12 protein-coding genes and 1 riboswitch are annotated in these 17498 nt (G+C 58.2%); of the genes, 1 reads left to right on the forward strand and 11 read right to left on the reverse strand.

Annotation, left to right across the window (positions count from 1 at the left end; all coding sequences use genetic code 11):
- Nucleotides 1-135: 135 nt before the first annotated feature.
- Nucleotides 136-245: riboswitch (TPP riboswitch) on the reverse strand.
- A 45-nt stretch (nt 246-290) separates the two neighbouring features.
- The 5 genes from ELR57_RS04690 to ELR57_RS04710 all read right to left on the reverse strand — a co-directional run bounded on the left by ELR57_RS04690 (nt 291) and on the right by ELR57_RS04710 (nt 6792).
- The gene (locus tag ELR57_RS04690) at nt 291-2732 is read right to left on the reverse strand and encodes a glycoside hydrolase family 2 protein (RefSeq protein WP_126957732.1); all 2442 of its coding nucleotides are present in this window, start codon (nt 2730-2732) and stop codon (nt 291-293) included.
- Between the two features lie 204 nt (nt 2733-2936).
- On the reverse strand, nt 2937-3767 hold the full coding sequence (locus ELR57_RS04695) for a phospholipase D family nuclease (RefSeq protein WP_126957734.1): 831 nt from the start codon (nt 3765-3767) through the stop codon (nt 2937-2939).
- Between the two features lie 116 nt (nt 3768-3883).
- Entirely contained in the window at nt 3884-4987 is a 1104-nt protein-coding gene (locus tag ELR57_RS04700; RefSeq protein ID WP_126957736.1) for a Gfo/Idh/MocA family protein, read from the reverse strand.
- A 22-nt stretch (nt 4988-5009) separates the two neighbouring features.
- Nucleotides 5010-5729, reverse strand: a complete 720-nt coding sequence (locus ELR57_RS04705) for a ThuA domain-containing protein (protein ID WP_126957738.1) — start codon at nt 5727-5729, stop codon at nt 5010-5012.
- Nucleotides 5730-5733: 4 nt separating this feature from the next.
- Entirely contained in the window at nt 5734-6792 is a 1059-nt protein-coding gene (locus ELR57_RS04710; RefSeq protein ID WP_126957740.1) for a LacI family DNA-binding transcriptional regulator, read from the reverse strand.
- Nucleotides 6793-7003: 211 nt separating this feature from the next.
- Between ELR57_RS04710 and ELR57_RS04715 the strand changes: the two genes are divergently transcribed.
- Nucleotides 7004-8821 (forward strand): glycosyltransferase, encoded by a 1818-nt coding sequence (locus ELR57_RS04715; RefSeq protein ID WP_126957742.1) that lies wholly within the window; start codon nt 7004-7006, stop codon nt 8819-8821.
- A 162-nt stretch (nt 8822-8983) separates the two neighbouring features.
- On the opposite strand, the gene ELR57_RS04720 is transcribed toward ELR57_RS04715, so the two are convergent.
- From ELR57_RS04720 to ELR57_RS04745, 6 genes are all read right to left on the reverse strand, one after another.
- Entirely contained in the window at nt 8984-9958 is a 975-nt protein-coding gene (locus tag ELR57_RS04720; RefSeq protein WP_126957744.1) for an aldo/keto reductase, read from the reverse strand.
- A gap of 188 nt (nt 9959-10146) precedes the next feature.
- Nucleotides 10147-12108, reverse strand: coding sequence for an LTA synthase family protein (locus tag ELR57_RS04725; protein WP_126957746.1), 1962 nt, complete (start codon nt 12106-12108; stop codon nt 10147-10149).
- A 190-nt stretch (nt 12109-12298) separates the two neighbouring features.
- Nucleotides 12299-14329, reverse strand: coding sequence for an MMPL family transporter (locus ELR57_RS04730; protein ID WP_370452206.1), 2031 nt, complete (start codon nt 14327-14329; stop codon nt 12299-12301).
- Nucleotides 14326-15489 carry an NAD(P)/FAD-dependent oxidoreductase gene (locus tag ELR57_RS28210; protein ID WP_158629932.1) on the reverse strand — a complete coding sequence of 388 codons (1164 nt, stop codon included), beginning with the start codon at nt 15487-15489 and terminating at the stop codon, nt 14326-14328. The genes ELR57_RS04730 and ELR57_RS28210 overlap by 4 nt, the downstream gene beginning before the upstream one ends.
- A 13-nt stretch (nt 15490-15502) precedes the next feature.
- Complete coding sequence (locus ELR57_RS04740; RefSeq protein ID WP_126957752.1) at nt 15503-16207, reverse strand: methyltransferase domain-containing protein; 705 nt, start codon at nt 16205-16207, stop codon at nt 15503-15505.
- The gene (locus tag ELR57_RS04745; RefSeq protein WP_126957754.1) at nt 16204-17373 is read right to left on the reverse strand and encodes a type III polyketide synthase; all 1170 of its coding nucleotides are present in this window, start codon (nt 17371-17373) and stop codon (nt 16204-16206) included. The genes ELR57_RS04740 and ELR57_RS04745 overlap by 4 nt, the downstream gene beginning before the upstream one ends.
- Nucleotides 17374-17498: the final 125 nt, after the last annotated feature.

A 17498-nucleotide genomic window follows, 5' to 3' on the forward strand; every position in this document is an offset into this window, starting at 1 on the left:
GATTGAATTGAATATTCGTCAACAAGGCATGGCGAGGATGAGGGCGCCGCGCACGGCGCCAGGATGACGGTCCCGATCGCGCAAAAAAGCGCCTTACCCCGGGAATTGGACAGGGTAAGACGCTAAAAAGCACGCGAAAAAAATACGCATTCTTCCTACGATGGCATTATCCAACAGGTTTAAACGGTCTACGACGGATCAGCCGTACTCTCAGCCTGCTTCTGCAAGCTCCCGCGAATATTCAATTGTTCTCAGTGTAATACGCCGTTTGGCGAATGACAATCTAAATTTTACACGTAGCTGATCGTCTTCACGCCGTTGAGGCTTGCCGCTTCGATCGCGAAGCCTTCCGGCAGCGCGCCCTTCAGGACGATCTCGCGCGTCTCGCCCGCGACGAGGTCGAAGTAGTTGTCGGACAGCGTGCCGACCACGTTCAACAGGCCCGCGTCCTTGGCGAATGTATCCGTCGAGATCGCGATCAGCGTGTCGCCGTTATCCATCGGCTTCGTCGTTACGCTTAGCTCCGCCGGCTTCAGCTTCAGCTGATGCGGCTTGCCGAGCGTGTACGCTTGACGCGCCAGGCGCTCTCCGCCGCTCGACAGCAGGTTGACGAACACGATCGTCTGCGCTGCGTCGAAGCCGCCGACGTTCAGCTTCTCGAGCTCGGTCGACTGGTGGCCGAACGCCTTGACGCCGCGCTCCTCGGTCTTGACGACCTTGTCCGTCGCCAGATCGTAGAATTCGACCGTCACTCGGCCTTCGAAGTCGCCGTTGTCGTGGATCAGGTGCAGCGAAGCTTCCGCTTGCCCCGGAGTGATCTTCGCGACGACGTTCGGCGCTTGGAACGTTCTCTTCATGTAGTAGTACGAAGGCTTCTTCACCTTGCCGTAGTCGACGAGCGCCCAGCTGATCGACGGCCACAGGTCGCTCCACTGCCAGATGAGCGCGCCGGACGTGTCCGGCATGCGGGATACCCAGTGCTCGACGCCGTAGCGAAGCGCGTTCGCTTGCAGGAGCTGGTTCACGTAGACGAACTGCTCCTTGGTCGCCGGCAGGCGATAGTCGCCGACGGTGTAGTAGAACAAGCGCTGGATGCCGTTCGGCGCCTTCTGCATCGCGTCGAACTTCGGATCGCGCAGATCGGCTTCCGCGTCGACGGCGTCCATCACCTTCGTCGATGGATAAGACTGCATGCCGAACTCGGAGAGGAAGCGGCCGTTGACTTCGCGATACTCCTCGTAAGGATGGGTCTGACCCCAGACGTACCAGGAGTGCAGGTCGCCGTAGTCGCCTTCATAGCGCGAGTCGTCGAACGTCAGCATGTACGGACTGGTCGGCCAGTACGGACGAAGCGTGTCCTTGCGGCACACTTCCTTCAGCACGTCGAAGTACAGCTTCTCGCCGAAGCCGTGCTTGCGCTTCTTGCGGCTGCGTTCGATGAAGAACATGTTCTCGTTGTTGCCGCACCAGAGCACGATGCTCGGGTGGGAGCCGAACTCGTCGAGGACGAAGTCCGCTTCCTTGCGCACAAGCTCGGAGAACTCGTCGTCATCCGGATAGTCGCCGCACGCGAACATGAAGTCCTGCCATACCATGATGCCCAGACGGTCGCATTCCGCGAAGAAGTCATGGTTCTCGTAGGTGCCGCCGCCCCAGACGCGAATCATGTTCATGTTCGCCGCCGCGATGTCTTCGATCTCCTGACGGTATTCTTCGGCGGTATCCAGGTTCGGCCACAGCTTGAGCGGAATCCAGTTGACGCCCTTGCACAGGATGGCGACGCCGTTCACTTCGATGAGGAACTTGCGGCCTTGGTCGTCGTACGGCATCTTGATCTTCACTTCGCGCAAGCCGACGGAGCATTCCAATTCGTAGGAAGCGTCCTTCGCCTTCACTTCCACGGCCAGGCGATACAGATGCGCTTCGCCATGCCCCAATGGATACCAGCGCTTCGGATTCGCGATCTCCAGGGAAGTCTCGTAAACCCGCTCGCCCGGCGCCACGCTGACGGTTTCTTTTCTGACCGCGACCGCTTGCTCTCCGTCATAGACCGTATACGTCACTTCCGCTTCGAAGGCGGAGCCGCGAACGTTAACGATCTTGTGGTGCGCGTTTACGATGGCCTTGTCTTGGGAGATGCTCGTAAGGCGGTAGCTCAGATGCTCGCCGCGGAGCTGCTCGTAGCCATCCACCTTGACGGCCTTATGAATGCCGACCGTCGCCACGCGAGCGCCCCAGTCCCAGCCGTAGCCGTACTGAGCTTTGCGTCCGAACAGGCGCGGGGAGATACCGTTCCAGAGGAACAGGTCTTCGCCGAACGCCTTCTCCTTCTCCTTGAGCGTCTCGGTCGGGGAAGAGATGCGAACGACGAGCTCGTTCCGAGCCTTGGCCACGCCCTTCACATCGAAGCGATAGGACATGAACATGTTCTCGGTATGGCCGATAACCTTGCCGTTCAGTTCGATCTCCGCGAACGTATCGACGCCTTCGAACACCATCTCGAGCGCTTCGGAAGCAAGCTGCTCTTCGCTCAGTTCGAACGTATGGGCATAAGTCCAATCGTCGTGCTCGACCCATTCGATCTTCGGCTCGAACAGAGTGTCGTATTCGTTAGGCAGAACGCCCTGCTCCATCAGATCCTTCTGAATGAAGCCCGGCACCTGTGCCGGATACCGTTCGCCCGTCCTGCCATTCGTTGCTTGCCATGTTCCATTCAACAGAATTGTTTTCATTCTTGCACCCGCTTCTCTGCTATGTTGTCATCGTAAGAGGCTAACGCTTCATAAAATAAGGCGTTTGTTTGTTGAAAAATTATTTAAAATCCTATAGTTAGGCTAACGATACGATACTACGAAACGGACGAAAATGCAAAGGAATTCCGTCGCGAACGGTAAATAGAGCGCCTAACGAATAGGCGCTCTCCCTGGATGGTCGCATTACTTCTGGGCTTTGCGGAAGCCGGCCGACTCCGCTTCCCGCTCGGTGCAGAACATCCGCTCGGCCTTCGTCTGCTCGTACTGGGCTCCGCCGGGGACGTGATAGATCTTGTCTCCCTTGGAATTGATGTTCCCCTTGATCTCCGGATTCGCGCAGGCAGCGGGAGCAGCGGATTCGGCCGCGGACTCGTCCGAGCCTTCCTCCTTCTCCTCGCCGGCGCTCCCGGATCCCGCCGAATCGTCCATCGCAATCGTCGGCGTTATCGTCTCGAAGCCCTTCTCGTCCGTCCACATCGCTTCGAATTGCTCCTCGAAGGAACGAGCGATATCGGCATTGCGGAAAATCACGAAAACCTCGTCGTTCGTCGTGCTCGCGGATTTGGAATAATTGAAGGAACCTGTCGTGGCGGCTTTCCCGTCTACAAGGGTCATCTTCAGATGCATGAGTCCGCTATGGGAATTGATCTTCATCGGAATTCCCGCGCTCCCGAGCAGCTTCAGCGCTTCCTTCTGCGTCTTGCCGCCCGATTGGATCTTGTCGGTGATCAGGCGCACCTTCACGCCCCGCTTCGCCGCATCCTTGATCGCTTGCACGATGTCCGGATAAGTCAGGCTATAGATGGCGATATCGAGCGTCTCCTTCGCTTCTCCGATCAATGAGACGAGCTTCTCTTCCGGATGCTGATCGGCCTTGGTGAATGCCCATTCCACTTGATTCTCGCCGATGACGGCTGCGCTCGAATTCGACTTGCCCGTGATCTCCCCGGCGGAGCAGCCGCTTAACAGCAAGCCGACCGCCAGCGCCAAGCCCGTTATTCTCCACTTCCGCATGGTATCTCCCCTTCGATGACTGCATGGGCTTAAGATCTGATTATCCCATTCGCCGCCGCCGCAAGTCAACGCATGGACGAGACACGCTGCTGATCGTTAAAGACCTTTATCGAGCGTTATTGGTCCAATTCGTAATCCGACATCCCCGCCGGAATCGGAGCCGGACGCTCGCAGGAGCTCTTCATGACGTAGTGGGCGCCGGACGCGGAGGCTTCGTGGATGCCCTCCATCGCTTCCAGGACGTGATAAGCCAGATCGCCGCTCGCCCGATGCGCCCTTCCGTTCGCGATGGCCCGCGCCATGTCCGCCGCGCCGATGCCGCGAGCGTTCTCCGTGTTGGCATGCGTAAGCGGAACGGCGGTCCATTCCTGCTGGCCGGCCTTGCGCAACTTGACCGTTCCGCCGAAATTATTCGGGTCCGGAACGAGAAGCGAGCCTTCGCTGCCGTAAACTTCGATCCATGGGAGCGTCGAGCCGCCCTTCGTATCGAAGCTGGTCAGGATCGTGCCGATCGGTCCGTTCGCGAAGTCCAGGACGCCCGCGACGTGAGTCGGCACCTCGACCGCAATCTTCTCGCCTGCCTTCGGTTTGCTCGTAATCGTTCTCTCCGCGAAGGACTTGCGCGCGGAACCGGTTACCCGTGCGATCGGTCCCAGCATGGACACGAGCGCGGTCAGGTAGTACGGGCCCATATCGAACATTGGGCCGCCGCCCGCTTTGTAATAGAAGGCCGGGTCCGGATGCCAGCTCTCGTGGCCGCCGCTCATCATGAACGCCGTCGCGCCGATCGGAGTGCCGATCGCCCCCTCATTGATCAAGCCGATGCACGTCTGAATGCCGCCGCCGAGGAACGTGTCCGGAGCGCCGCCGATCCGAAGCCCTTGGCGTTCGGCCGTCTCGAGAATTCGCTGCGCTTGCTCGCGGGTGACCGACAGCGGCTTCTCCACGTAAACGTGCTTGCCCGCCTCCAGCGCTTGAATGCAGACGGCGGCATGCGCCTGAGGAATGGTCAGATTGATGACCATCTCGATATCGTCAGCCGCCAGCAGTTCTTCGACGCTGCAGCCTCGAATGCCATGCTCCGCGGCTCTTGCCTTGGCTCGTTCGACGTCCAAGTCCGCGCAGGCGACGATCTCCATCGAGTCGAAGCGGCCGCCGTTCTGCAAGTAAATTCCGCTGATGTTGCCCGTTCCGATGATGCCGACTTTGATTTTCCCCATGTTCTGTCCCCTCGCCTCTCGATTAAAGTTGGTTGTCCGCCATGCCCGTGTACGCGCCTTCCACCGAACGCCCTTCCGCCAGTCCCTTGCCTTCGGCGCACCAGAGGAAGCCTCTGCGCATCAGCTCGGCGACGGTCGGAATCTCCATGATGTCCGCATGATGACCGAGCGAATTGTAATAGACCCGTCCGAGGCCCCAGCGCTTCGTCCAAACGACCGGCATGTCGACGGCTTTGTTCGATGAATGAGGGCCGGCAACGAGCGGGAACCGCGTCGTCGCCAGCACTTCGATCGCCGGATCGACATGCAGATAATACTGCTCGCTCTTCACTTCGAAGTCCTCGATCCCTTCCGTCAGAGGACTGGAGCCGGCCTTGATATTGACGGTGTATTCCACCCCGTCGTTGCCCGGATGCGCGACCCATTGGCCGCCCGTCATGAACTGCCAGTCCACGTTCTCCCGGAAGGCGTCGCACATGCCGCCGTGGCAGCCCGCGAGGCCGACCCCGGCTTGAACCGCTTCCGAAACGTTATTCACGAGCTGCTGCTCGATCTTCCCCATCGTCCAGATCGGCACGATCAGATCGAGTGCCTTCAGTTTCTCGGCGTCTGCGAACGCTTCCAACGTGTCCGACACTTCGACTTCGAAGTTCTCCTTAACCAGGATGGAGCGAAACAGCTCCGCGACTTCCTTCGGCTGATGGCCGTCCCATCCGCCCCATACGAGCAATGCTTTCTTCATGTCTCTAGCTCTCCTTCTCCGTTATGCTTGACTTTCGAATGATAATCGAGGTCGGCAGGACCTCGTTCCGATTGCGGACGCCAACTCCATTGTCCGGTTCCTCTCTTTCGGCTCCGGAAGACAGCTCGCCGAGCAAGCGTTCCGCCGCCAGCTTCCCCATCTCGTAGAAGGGTACGCGTATCGTCGACAAAGCGGGATCGATCAGAGCCGCCGCGTCGGAATCGTCGTACCCGATGACGGGCAGCCGTTCCGGCACGCCGATTCCCGCTTCTTTCAAGCCTTGAATCAAGCCGATCGCCATGCGGTCGTTCGAGCAGGCTACGGCGTCAAGCCGATCCAGGTTCCTAAGGATGGACTCCGTCGCTTCGAAGCCGCTCTTGCGGCTGTAATTCCCTTCGAAGAGCAAGTCTCCGTCGTACGGGATTCCGCACTCGCGAAGCGCTCGGCGATAGCCTTCGAGCCGATCCAGGCTGTTCGAATAGAAGGAGGAACCGTTCAAGAAACCGATGGCCCGATGCCCTTGATCCACCAAATGCTTCGTCGCCAGGTAGCTTCCTTGAACATGATCCGCCAGCACGGAAGGGATCCGGCTCTTGTCATATCTCTGGTCGACCACATAGAACGGCACCCCCGCATCCGCCATTCGGGCGATCGACTGCTCGTCTTGCGGCAAGGAGGTCGCCCCCAATACCAGACAAGCGTCGATTCTCGACGTGCGGAATAGGGAGAGGTAGTCGTAATCCGCGCCTGGCTCCCGGTATAACAGGAGCAGGCCCATGCCCGACGAATGTATGGCTTCCCCGATGCCGCTTAGAATCTCGGAGAAGTAGAAGGTCGAGAATAGCCTGACCTTCGGAACATGGGGCAGCACGACGCCGATATTCCCGCTTTTGCCCTTGGCGAAGCTGGAGGCGATCGCGTTCAGATGGTACCCCAGCCGCTCCGCCGCTTCCAGTACCTTGCGCCTGGTCTCTTCCTTAATGGGACCGACGTTGTTCAGCACCCGAGACACCGTCGCTTCGGATACGCCGGCCATGTCGGCTACTTCTTTGCGCGATGCCATCGTTAAACCGTCTCACCTCGTGTATATTCCTTTTTATCCTTAATGTACGCGCGTACATTATCTCACCGCCATCCTGTGTGGTCAAGGGTAAAAATGCAATTTCAGCCCTGCTCTTCCCCCTTTTCGCCGGATGCCCCTGTCTCTAGCCGTATCGACAGAATAAGATGATCCGAACGGTTGCGTACCTTGTTGACCAGAGGAGGGTTCCGTAATGCCGCCGCTTGTCTCAATTATCATTCTGACCCATAACGAGATCGCTCTCACTCGGGAATGCGTAGAGAGCATCATAAAGCATACGCCCGAATCGTACGAGCTTATATTCGTGGACAATGGCTCCGCCGACGGCACCGCCGATTACTTGCTTGGGGTTCCCGGATCCAAGCTGATTCGGAATCGTTCCAACCTGGGCTTCGCCGCCGGATGCAACCAAGGGATGGCGATTGCCGAAGGAGAGTATCTCTGTCTCTTGAACAACGACACCGTCGTGACGGACGGCTGGCTGACCCGGCTGCATGCCTGGCTGGACAAGTATCCCGGAATCGGCATCGTCGGCCCCCGAACGAATTACGTCGCGGGCGCGCAGCGAGTGAACGCCGTCCCCTACTCCAACATGGAAGAGATGCACGCCTTCGCGAAGGATTGGGCCGAGCGGCATCGCGAGCAAGGCTTCTATCCCTATAAGCTGATCGGCTTCTGCATGCTCTTCCGCCGCAGCCTTATCGACCGGATCGGCGGCTTGGACGAGTCGTTCTTCCCCGGCAATTACGAGGACGACGACTTCTGCTTGCGGACTAGGATCAGCGGAAGCCTTCTCTGGGCCGCCAGCGACGTGTACATCCACCACTATGGTAGCCGAACTTTCCATTCGAAGACGTTCGCGAACGACGCGGATATCTCGGCCAATGCAGAGCGGCTCGCGAGAAAATGGAACATTCCCATGACCGGCCAAGAGCTATCCGGCCATGGATACGATACGAGCGAGGTGGTGGATCGGGAGCTCCCCTTCCGGACGGAACGGCACTTCGTGCCGCTTCGTCCGCCCGGCTACAGCCGCAGCTCGCGCAATCCGTCCAGCTTGGGGATCGCTCTCGTCGCTCCGGATTATTTTCCGCTGCCGCCTCCCAAGTACGGGGGAATCGAGAGGGTCGTCTATACGCTGACCGAAGAGCTCGCCCGCCTTGGCCATGAGATCTATTTGTATGCCCCGCGAGGGAGCCGGGCGAACGCCACGGTCATTCCCTTCGAGCATGACGGCTACGACATGTCCCGAATCCCCGATCTGATCCGCCGCACGCTCCCTCGCGAGGTGGACGTTATCCATGATCATACCAACCTCTCGGTCGTGGGCCGGGAGTATCCGAGCACGCCGACCGTCAGCTCCATCCATAACCCGCTTTATAACCCGGTCCAGACTCCGGTATACCTCAGCCGCAGGCAGATGGAGCTCTACGGGAAGGGCGAAGGCGAATTCGTCTATAACGGAATCGACCCGGCCGACTATCCGATCAAGGCCGAGAAAGAGGATTATTTGCTCTACCTGGGCGCTATCCTGCCTTACAAGGGAGTCCACCACGCGCTCGAGGCCGCGGAACGGACGGGCCGCAGGCTGCTGCTCGCGGGGCCTCTCTACGACATGAACTATTACCGCAACGAGATCCTGCCCGTGCTTCAGCGCAACCCGAACATGGAATATGTCGGCGAGGTCGGCGGCACGTACCGGCTGGAGCTCTTCCGAAATGCCGAATGCCTCCTCTTCCCGACGCTGTGCGAGGAGCCGTTCGGCCTCGTCATGATCGAGGCGATGGCATGCGGCACCCCGGTGCTCTGCTTCCCGAACGGGGCGGTCCCCGAGGTCATGGGCGGCTTCCCCGAGCTGGTCTGCCGATCCGCGGCGGAGATGGCCCGCAAGATCGTCCGCGCGGAATATCCTTCGCCGGAAGCTCTCCGAGCATACGTAGAGAATCACTTCACCTCCGCGATCATGGCGCAGCGGTATTTGGCTATCTATCGAAGAGTACTGGAACGGTGAAGGAAGCGATCACAGTGGCAAGCCAGTGTTTCATTGTTCCTCTCACTTCGAACAACCCTTCGCGGCGCCTGTAACCCGAATCTATCGGGTTACAGCATTCGCTTCTAACCGATCCAAAAGAAAGAAACGGCGGCACCGGGATTACTCCCCGATGCCGCCGTTTCAATGCTCCCCGTTAGCCAGATACCCCAGCTGATCGGGCGTTAACCGCAGCTCCGCCGCGCTCATGCTGTCTCTCAGCTGCTCCGAGCTGTTGCATCCGACGATTGGAACGGTGGGAAACGGCTGGCTTGTCAGATAGGCGAGAACCAACCGGCTGACGGGAACGCCAAGTTCCTCGGCCAGCTTCCGAGCCCGCTGGAACCTCTCCACGTTGGCTTGCGATCGGTATTGGCCGGCGATCCGCTCGTCGTCCCAAGCGTGCGTTCCTCTTTCCCACTTGGTAAATACGCCTTGGGCTTGAGAAGAATAAGGAACCGCCGTCAGCTTCGTTTGCCGATGCCATTCATAGGTCTCCCTATCCATTGGAACCAGGGTCGGGTCTTGGAACCCGGAACGATCCGCCAGAGGCAGGCTCCACATCATTTGATTGCCGGAGAAGCCTTGAAGGCGATGCTCGGCGGCATATCGTTGAGCGGTTCCGATTCGCTCGGCCGTCCAATTCGAGCAGCCGTAATAACGAATCTTGCCCTCTCGGATGAAGCCGTTCATTCTCTCGACGATCTCGCCCGCATCGCGGCTTGCATCGTCGCGGTGAAGCCAATACATGTCGATGACGTCCACCTGCAGACGCCGAAGGCTCCCTTCCACATCCTCGCGCAGATCGCTTTCCGACATTCGCGAGACGGACATGGATTCGAACAAGGGGTGGGCGCCCTTCGTCGTGACCAGCAACCGGTCCCGATTGCCCCTTCGCTTCATCCACTCTCCGATCGTCGTCTCGCTGATGCTTCGTTCGACGTCCGGCAGCCAGTTGGCGTACACTTGCGCGGTATCCACCATGTTGCCGCCCAGCTCCACATACTCGTCCATCAGGCGGAACGAGTCCTCCTTCGAGATCGTGCTTCCCAGATTCGCCCCTCCCAGCCCGATCGGGCTGCTCGCAAGCTCGGTTCCCGTCCATGCTATAGTCGTCATCGAAATCCCCTCTCCTCTCGCCGGGTCAATATGTAAGCATTATACCTCCTAGTATCGCTATAACGCGAACAATCTCCGAAGCCAGCGGCTCCGGAGATTGTTCTTGACGGTTCGTATTGATCTCGGACTCATTGGTCCTGCGCTAACCGATCTTTCGCTTATTGATCCTGATCTCAATGATCTTGCGCTTATTGGCCTTGCTTTTGTTGATCTTGGGTTTGTAGATCCTGCGTTTGCTCTTGCGATTGATCCTTAGCCTTCAATTCTTCCGCCGCGCTTACCGGGTAAACAGGTTCCTTCTCCGGAAGCTGCTTGATGTAGCTGTCAGACAGCTGCGACAGCTTCAGCGCGTTGTAATATTGTTCTTCTGTCGAACCGGTGGTCGATTCGCTGTTGTCTTCGATCGCGTAGTTCATGCCGTCCGCATAGTCGATGCCCGGAATGTACAGATAATGGCTGTTGAAGAACGATCCGTACGGCAGGAAGTGTCTCGTCGGCAGCAGATTCGTCGTTTGATTCAGCAAATCTTCGCCGAAGTGAATTTGGTTATCCATCGAGATTCCAAGCAGGTTCGCGACCGTAGGAGTAACGTCCACTTCCGCGCCTGTATTCTTTAGCTCGCTCGGATAAGTAACGCCCGGCGCATGCATGATAAGAGGAACGTTGAACATCTCGGTATAATCGTAATCCCGGCCAAGCAGGTCCTTCAGGATCTTCTTCTCGTCATCGCCAAGCGAGAACTTGATGACGCCCTGATGGTCGCCGTAGAACAGGATAACGCTGTCGTCCCACAGGCCGCTCGCCTTAAGGTTATCGATGAATTGGCCGATCGCATAGTCGGCATAGTTCTGGGAACGGATATAATCGCCGACGAGCGTGCCTTCCATTTCCTTAGGCAGAGTCATCTTGTACTTGCTCTCCGGAAGGTTGAACGGATGGTGGGCGCTCATCGAGATGACCATCGAGTAGAACGGCTTATCGCTCTGGTCCATCTTCTTGAGTTCCTCGATCGTCTTGGTGAACAGGACTTCGTCGGATGCGCCGAAGGCAACGTGATCGGCATCGGCGTCGCCGAAGAAGCTCTTGTCGTAATATTTCTCGAAGCCCAGGGAGCTGTACAATTCCTTGCGGTTCCAGAAGCTGACTTCATTCGTATGGAACGTCGCCGTCGAGTATCCGTTCGCCTTGAGCAGCTTCGGAAGGCTCGGCATGGCTTTCTTCACGTAGTTCTGAACCGCCGGTTCGTTCTTCGGCGCATAGAAGGACGTGTTGACGGTGAACTCGGCATCGGAAGTCGTACCGGCGCCGGCGCTCGTGTAGAAATTCGTGAAGTGGAAGTTCTCGCCCGCCAATTTGTTCAGGTTAGGAGTTACTTCTTGCCCGTCGACCTTGAGTCCAAGCAGGAAGTTCTGGAACGACTCCATCTGAATGATAATCAAGTTCTTGCCTTTGGCCGCGCCGAAGTATTGCGGATTAGCCGGTTCCGTGATGCCTTTGAGCTGGTTGATGGAATCCTGGGTAATCTCTTCCTTCGGAACGATCTCCTCTTCCTTCGTCGTGTCGTTGACGATCGTGTACACTTCGTAGTTAAGAATGCCCATTCCTTCGGCCTTCTTCGTCTCGTTCATGCTGGCGTGATTCGGCCAGATGTTGAAGATGCAGAGCGCGAGGGACAGGACGAATGCGCCGAGCAGAACGCGGCGGTTCGTACGATGCATGCCGATGGCTTTCATCTTGGCGATGCTCTTCGGACGGAACATGAAGAACGCGAAGATGATGATATCGATGAAGATCAGCAGGTAATACGGATCCATCAAGGAATAAGTGCTCTCGCCGACTTCCGTTACCTTACTCGCTTGCCTGAGGGCATGATAAGTCACGATGATGCCATAATACTTGTAGTACATGAGGACTGCGAAATAAAGCAGCGTTATTAGGAAGTTCGCGATCATGTAGTATAAGATCTTCCTCTTCGTTGCGAACCACTCGATAAAGCAGAAGACGACCCAGAAGAACGGAATTTCCGTAAGCAGAGTCATCCATGAAGGGCCGTCGTCGAATACGACGAACCAGGCCAAAGCGCCCTTCAGAATCAAGACAACGGTGAAGAAAATAAACAGCTTGCTCTTTAATTCTCTGAATAAAGCCATATCGATCCCCTTCCTTTCGGACGCATCAAAAACAGGCTGAATGGATGTACAGCCTGATCTTAACGACTTTTCTTAGCTGATTACTCGTAGGCGAACATTTGATAGACACCATTATGCTACTGAAAAAAACATTTGTCAAAAAGAAACTTATGCCTAAGCGCGCATTTTATCTACTCTTAATATTCATACCCTATAATAGCCAATTCAAGCGGCCGAGAAGCTTCATCCACGCGGGTACGAGAAGCATTCGCACGAGAGTGGCGTCCAAGACTACCGCAGCCGTCAGTCCCACTCCCAGCTGCCTGACGCCGGCCACGTCCCCCCAAGCGAACGGCAAGCACACTGCCGTCATGATCGCAGCGGCGGAGCTGATAACGGGTCCCGTCGCAACGAGTCCTTCAAGGATCGCCCGATCGTTGCTGCGCGTCGAACGGTAGACCTCCGCGATTCGCATCAGTAGGAACACGCCGTAATCCATGCTGATGCCGAAGGCGAGGCCGAAGACGAAGACGGGGACGACAACCGCTACGCCTTCCTCCGGCATTCCGAGCCGTCCTTCCCGGAATACCCAAGCGACGATTCCGAACGACGCGCCGATCGTAAGAGCGTTCATGAGAACCGCTTTGAAGGGAATGACCAGAGAACGAAGCGCGATCAGCAGGAGCAGATAATTGGACAGAAGAAGCGTCGGAATGGCTTTCCATGTCCCCCGTTCGATCTCCCCCATGATCTCCTGCCGTTCCACGGCTTTGCCTGCCAGAATAAGATCGACTTTATTAGAAGCATTCCGCATCTCTTCCATCCATTCGGCGATTTCGGGAGAGCTTTCTTGGCCACGAAGCCATACGGACATGGTTGCCGTCTTACGTCCTTCCTTGAAGGAAGGCGGCGAAGCGAACCATACCCGCGAATCCTGTTCCGCCTCTCGATACAACCGTTCTATTTCCGACCGCTCTATCTCATCTAATGCAGCATGGCGGCTTTGCGCCACGACTTCTATGGAGGTTGACGAAGGAGGCAAGAACCATTCGTTCAACAGCTCCGCCGCTTGCCTGGATTCTTTCTCCTCCGGAAGCGAGGTCGCATTCGGAATGACGACTTCCAGCCGAATGACCGGAACGACGCACAAGAGGAAAAGAAACGAGCCGGCTACGGCCAGCCTGATCGGCCTTCTTAGCACCCAGCTCCCCCATAATCGCCAGAATCGATGCCGCCGATCTGCGTTTGCCGGCTCGGCTCGCCATGCCATTCGAGCCAGCAAAGCCGGAACAAGCGTTAACGAAGCGATAGCCGCGATCATGAGCACGATCATTGCGCTGACGGCGACGCTGTTGAACACGGGGAGGCGAATCCATAGCGTACTGCCCAGACCGGCCAGCACGCATAAAGCGGAGAGGATGATGGAACGGCCCGCGCTTCCTATCGCGGCCGCGAGTGCCTCTTGTGCCGGCAAACGCCGAAGCTCCTCGCGATAGCGGCTGACAAGCAGCAAGGCAAAATCGATGCTTAAAGCAAGCCCGACCATGGGAACGACGCTCTGCACGAAGACGGAGAGCTCCAAGCCATGCCCGACGCCGAACAGGATAGCCGATGCCAAGACAACGGAAACCAAGCCCGCCGCGATCGGAATAAGCGCCGGCAGCACGCCCCTAAGGGTTAAGCAGAGGATCAGGAAAGCGAGAGGCAGCCCGATTCTCTCCGCTTGCCGAATATCCAGCCGGCTGGATTCATTCACGTCCTGCTGCACGGCGGCTTGTCCGGTAATCCGGATCCGGCCGGCGGCGGATTTCTCCTGCTCCGCTTGCCAGATACGAAGCCGGTTCAAGATCGGTCCCAGCTCGTGTTCCGCTTGCCGGAAAGATAGCATAACCGCTTCGTAGCGGCCGTTCGCCGCTTCCGCCAGCGGCTGTTTCCTCTCCAGTCGAACGAGACCAGGAAGCGGAGGGAGCCGATCGAGGCTATTATCGACGGAAGCCTTGAAGGAAGCGGCGGGAGACCCGAGTCCGTTCTCGAACAGCAGGATGATCGGTTCTCCCCCCGCGTCTCCGGTAACCCCCCTTAGCTTCTCCGCCTGCTCGCTTAAGCCGTTCGTCGTTAATCCGGGTCCTTGCAGCACCTCGTGCAAGCGGCCTGCATACCCTCCTGCGATCAACAATAGAAGAAGCCAGCCCAGCACAATCGAGCCGGAGCGGCGGAAGATCCATGCCGAGAGACGAATCATGTCGGAACGGGCGGCATAGCAAGCCGAGTGGCGCGGAATGCGGCTTGGGCCAGCCGCGGAGAAGCCGAGCCCAATTGGATAAGCATTCCCGCCGCGGTAGGACGAATCAATCCGGCTTGAAGCCATCTCCCCCATCTGGCGGGACGTGCCATCTCCTTGCTAACCAAGCGACGATACGCTTTCTTCCATTGTTCGAGCCCGATCTCCCCCCGGAGGTAGGCATCCGCCAGAGGCACGCTCCTCTCCGCCGAACGAAGCGCCATGGCCATCCCGTCCCCGCATAGCGGCGGAATAACCAAAGCGGCATCGCCTAAGAGCGGATACTCTCGCCAAGCAACCGCTTGCTCCGATGTCCGGATCGGAGCGGCGGCCTGCTCCGTTTCAAGAATCGGCTCCGCTCCTTCGAACCGCGAAGCGAAGGCCGGGTTGCCTTCCGCGGCAAGCTTCAGCCAGCCCAGCGGGCCTCGCGGCGCTTCTCTTGCTACGGATTGCTCCACCAGCGCCGCTGCATTCATGAGACCGCCGCCAATCGGCGATAAGCCGATATATCCGCCTTTGAAGCAATAAAGCTCCACGGCTTGGCGATTCTCCATTCCGTTCGAGTGAATCTTCCAGCCGACTCCCCGGAACGCTTGTTTCTTCCGCGAGATCCGATTCCCCTTGAGAGCGGCGGAACCGTTCCTCCCCCATGCTCCGAATACGGTCCTGGCTTGCAGCCAAGCTTCCTCCTGATGGCCGAGGCGAACCCGGACGCGATAACGGTCCTTCTCCAGTTCGACCGAGAGAGCCGCGGTTCCGCCCATCCATGCGGCTCCGGCTTCCACCGCCGCCTGCCGAAGCGCTTCGTCGAGCAGCCTGCGGCTTATTCCGAACGACGGCGCCTTCAGGTTAAACTCCAGCATGGACGGACGTGCCGAGTGCAGCTGTACCCGGTGAATGGGAGCCGCTCCAAGCCGATCGACCGTATCTTCCAATTCCAGCGAACGCAAGCTAGAGCGGGCTTCCGGAGACAGAAATTCCCCGCAGGCTTTGTGTACCGGTCCCGTTCGTCGATCCAACAGCAGGACAGACCATCCTCGCCTGGCAAGCGCATACGCCAGACTGGAGCCGGCGATCCCGGCTCCGAGCACGATAACGTCAAACAAGCCTTGTTTGTTCATGGAATCCGCTCCTCTACTGGCGAATCCATACCGCATACCGGTAAAGCGGACGCCAAGAATACCGCAGCGTAACCGCGCCAAGACGGTTCCTCAGGCGGTGCCAATCGGCTGCCCGGAAGCCCTTCGCTACGGACAAAGGGCCGTCGTGGCGAATATAGCGGTTGCGTGAGATCACGCGCGTCGCCGCAAATACGGCGAGCCATGGAACCACATTCCGATGGATGTCCGATAGAACGACGCCGCATCTCGCGATCCCTAGCAGCTTGCGAAGAAGCTCCTCCAGCTCTCCGTCGGAATAATGATGAGCCACCTGGCTGGCAGTCACGACATCGGCTTGCGGTCCTTCAAGTGCATACAGGTCGGCTTGAACGACCTGAACCCGCGGTTCCTCGCGGTATAACCTCTTCGCTTCGGAGCACGCTTCTTCTGTCCGGTCGACCAGCCGAATCGTCAGATCGATCCCCTGCCGGCGCGCCCAGCTTAAAAGCGCCCGGTTCACATCGCCCGAGCCGGCGCCTACGTCGAGGAGAGTCCAGACTGACGGCCGGCCCGCCTCCTCCCACAGCATGCGGACCCCGTAAAGCGCCGGTCCGGCCGCCCCGAACAGGCGGTTCAATCGGCGAAGATGACGATGGGCTTCGCGCAGTTCCTCTCCGCCTTGGTTCAAGTCGTCCATCAGCTCCGGACGTTCGGAACGCTCTGCAAGCAACCAGCTCATCCGGCGTCCCGGCCGTAAGCTCCTGCCAGAGCTTCCGGAGCCGTCTCCACTCGAATACCCGGTTTTCGAGGTTGATACGTAATTCTGAGCATCTCCGCGCTCACGCCGGGTCCGAAGGCGAGCGCGACTCCCCCCTGAGGCTCCGCTTCATTCCGTTCCTTCATTAGAGCTCTTAATTGGTCCAAGACGAACAACAAGGTTGCCGAAGACAGATTCCCGTAATTCCGCAGCACCGCTCGGCTCGCCAAGGTATCCTCCGCCGTCAGGGGCAATGCGTTCTCCAGGGCATCCACGATCCCTCTTCCCCCCGGATGGATTGCCCACAGTCTCACATCTTCTACGGAGCCTAACCAGCCGCGAAGATAATCGGGAATCGATTCGCCGATCCGCTTCGGAATGTGGGGTGACAGATGAATGTCGAATCCAAAGGACCCAAGCCTCCACGAGATCTCCTCTTCGGTGTCGGGAAGGATGACCGTTCGGCCGTCCCCAAGCTCGAACCAGCCTCCTTGCTTTCTGGACACGACGCATGCGGAAGCCCCGTCTCCGAAGAAAGCCGACGCATACAGGTCTTCGCGCGACCCCGTCGGCTTAAGATGAAGCGTGCAAAGCTCCACGCAGACGATAAGAACCACGCCTCCGCCGTCTCCGTCAAGAAGCGCTTTGGACAATCGAATAGCCGATAAACCGGCCGCGCATCCGAGGAAAGTAAGCGGTATGCGCGTGATGCCCGCGTTCAGCTGCAGCCGCCTTGCAAGCGCGACATCCAAGCCGGGGAGGAACATCCCCGTGCAGCTGACGGGGATCAGATGAGTCACTTCGTGCGGGCTTGTACCGGCATCGGCCAGAGCCCTCTTCGCCGCTTCAACCGCAAGGCTGACCGATTCCTTCTCATACAGCTTCATCCGCTCCGATGTGGTAGGGGCTTCCCGTCGATCTCCGCTCGCCACGTAACGGCAAAGCTCGGCTTCTTCCAATAGGTTAGGCTCGCAAGTATAACGGCTGTCGACTCCCGCTTGCTTAAATATCCTTCGTGCCCAGCGGGCCGTATCCGTCCCCGCGAAAGCTCGGGACAGTCGTTCCGCTACTTCGGCTTGCTCAAGGCGATACGGGGGAACGGCGGTTCCTATTCCTTGGATGGCGGCTGCTCCATCGATAGTATTCATACAATCACCTTCCTATAGACGCTAGTGATCTTGTCCGATTTCCTACTACTATATGAGCCCATTCTAGCGATTATTCGAAGCCGTCTATTCCCATAGAAAAAAGACTGGCGCGTGTCCCCGGTGAG

Source organism: Cohnella sp. AR92 (assembly GCF_003990975.1).
Taxonomy (GTDB): Bacteria; Bacillota; Bacilli; order Paenibacillales; family Paenibacillaceae; genus Cohnella.

Excerpts from the sequence above, each read along its gene's own strand:
- ELR57_RS04690 (WP_126957732.1), bottom strand. The coding sequence starts at position 2,732 with ATGAAAACAATTCTGTTGAATGGAACATGGCAAGCAACGAATGGCAGG.
- ELR57_RS04695 (WP_126957734.1), bottom strand. The coding sequence starts at position 3,767 with ATGCGGAAGTGGAGAATAACGGGCTTGGCGCTGGCGGTCGGCTTGCTG.
- ELR57_RS04700 (WP_126957736.1), bottom strand. The coding sequence starts at position 4,987 with ATGGGGAAAATCAAAGTCGGCATCATCGGAACGGGCAACATCAGCGGA.
- ELR57_RS04705 (WP_126957738.1), bottom strand. The coding sequence starts at position 5,729 with ATGAAGAAAGCATTGCTCGTATGGGGCGGATGGGACGGCCATCAGCCG.
- ELR57_RS04710 (WP_126957740.1), bottom strand. The coding sequence starts at position 6,792 with ATGGCATCGCGCAAAGAAGTAGCCGACATGGCCGGCGTATCCGAAGCG.
- ELR57_RS04715 (WP_126957742.1), top strand. The coding sequence starts at position 7,004 with ATGCCGCCGCTTGTCTCAATTATCATTCTGACCCATAACGAGATCGCT.
- ELR57_RS04720 (WP_126957744.1), bottom strand. The coding sequence starts at position 9,958 with ATGACGACTATAGCATGGACGGGAACCGAGCTTGCGAGCAGCCCGATC.
- ELR57_RS04725 (WP_126957746.1), bottom strand. The coding sequence starts at position 12,108 with ATGGCTTTATTCAGAGAATTAAAGAGCAAGCTGTTTATTTTCTTCACC.
- ELR57_RS04730 (WP_370452206.1), bottom strand. The coding sequence starts at position 14,329 with ATGATTCGTCTCTCGGCATGGATCTTCCGCCGCTCCGGCTCGATTGTG.
- ELR57_RS28210 (WP_158629932.1), bottom strand. The coding sequence starts at position 15,489 with ATGAACAAACAAGGCTTGTTTGACGTTATCGTGCTCGGAGCCGGGATC.
- ELR57_RS04740 (WP_126957752.1), bottom strand. The coding sequence starts at position 16,207 with ATGAGCTGGTTGCTTGCAGAGCGTTCCGAACGTCCGGAGCTGATGGAC.
- ELR57_RS04745 (WP_126957754.1), bottom strand. The coding sequence starts at position 17,373 with ATGAATACTATCGATGGAGCAGCCGCCATCCAAGGAATAGGAACCGCC.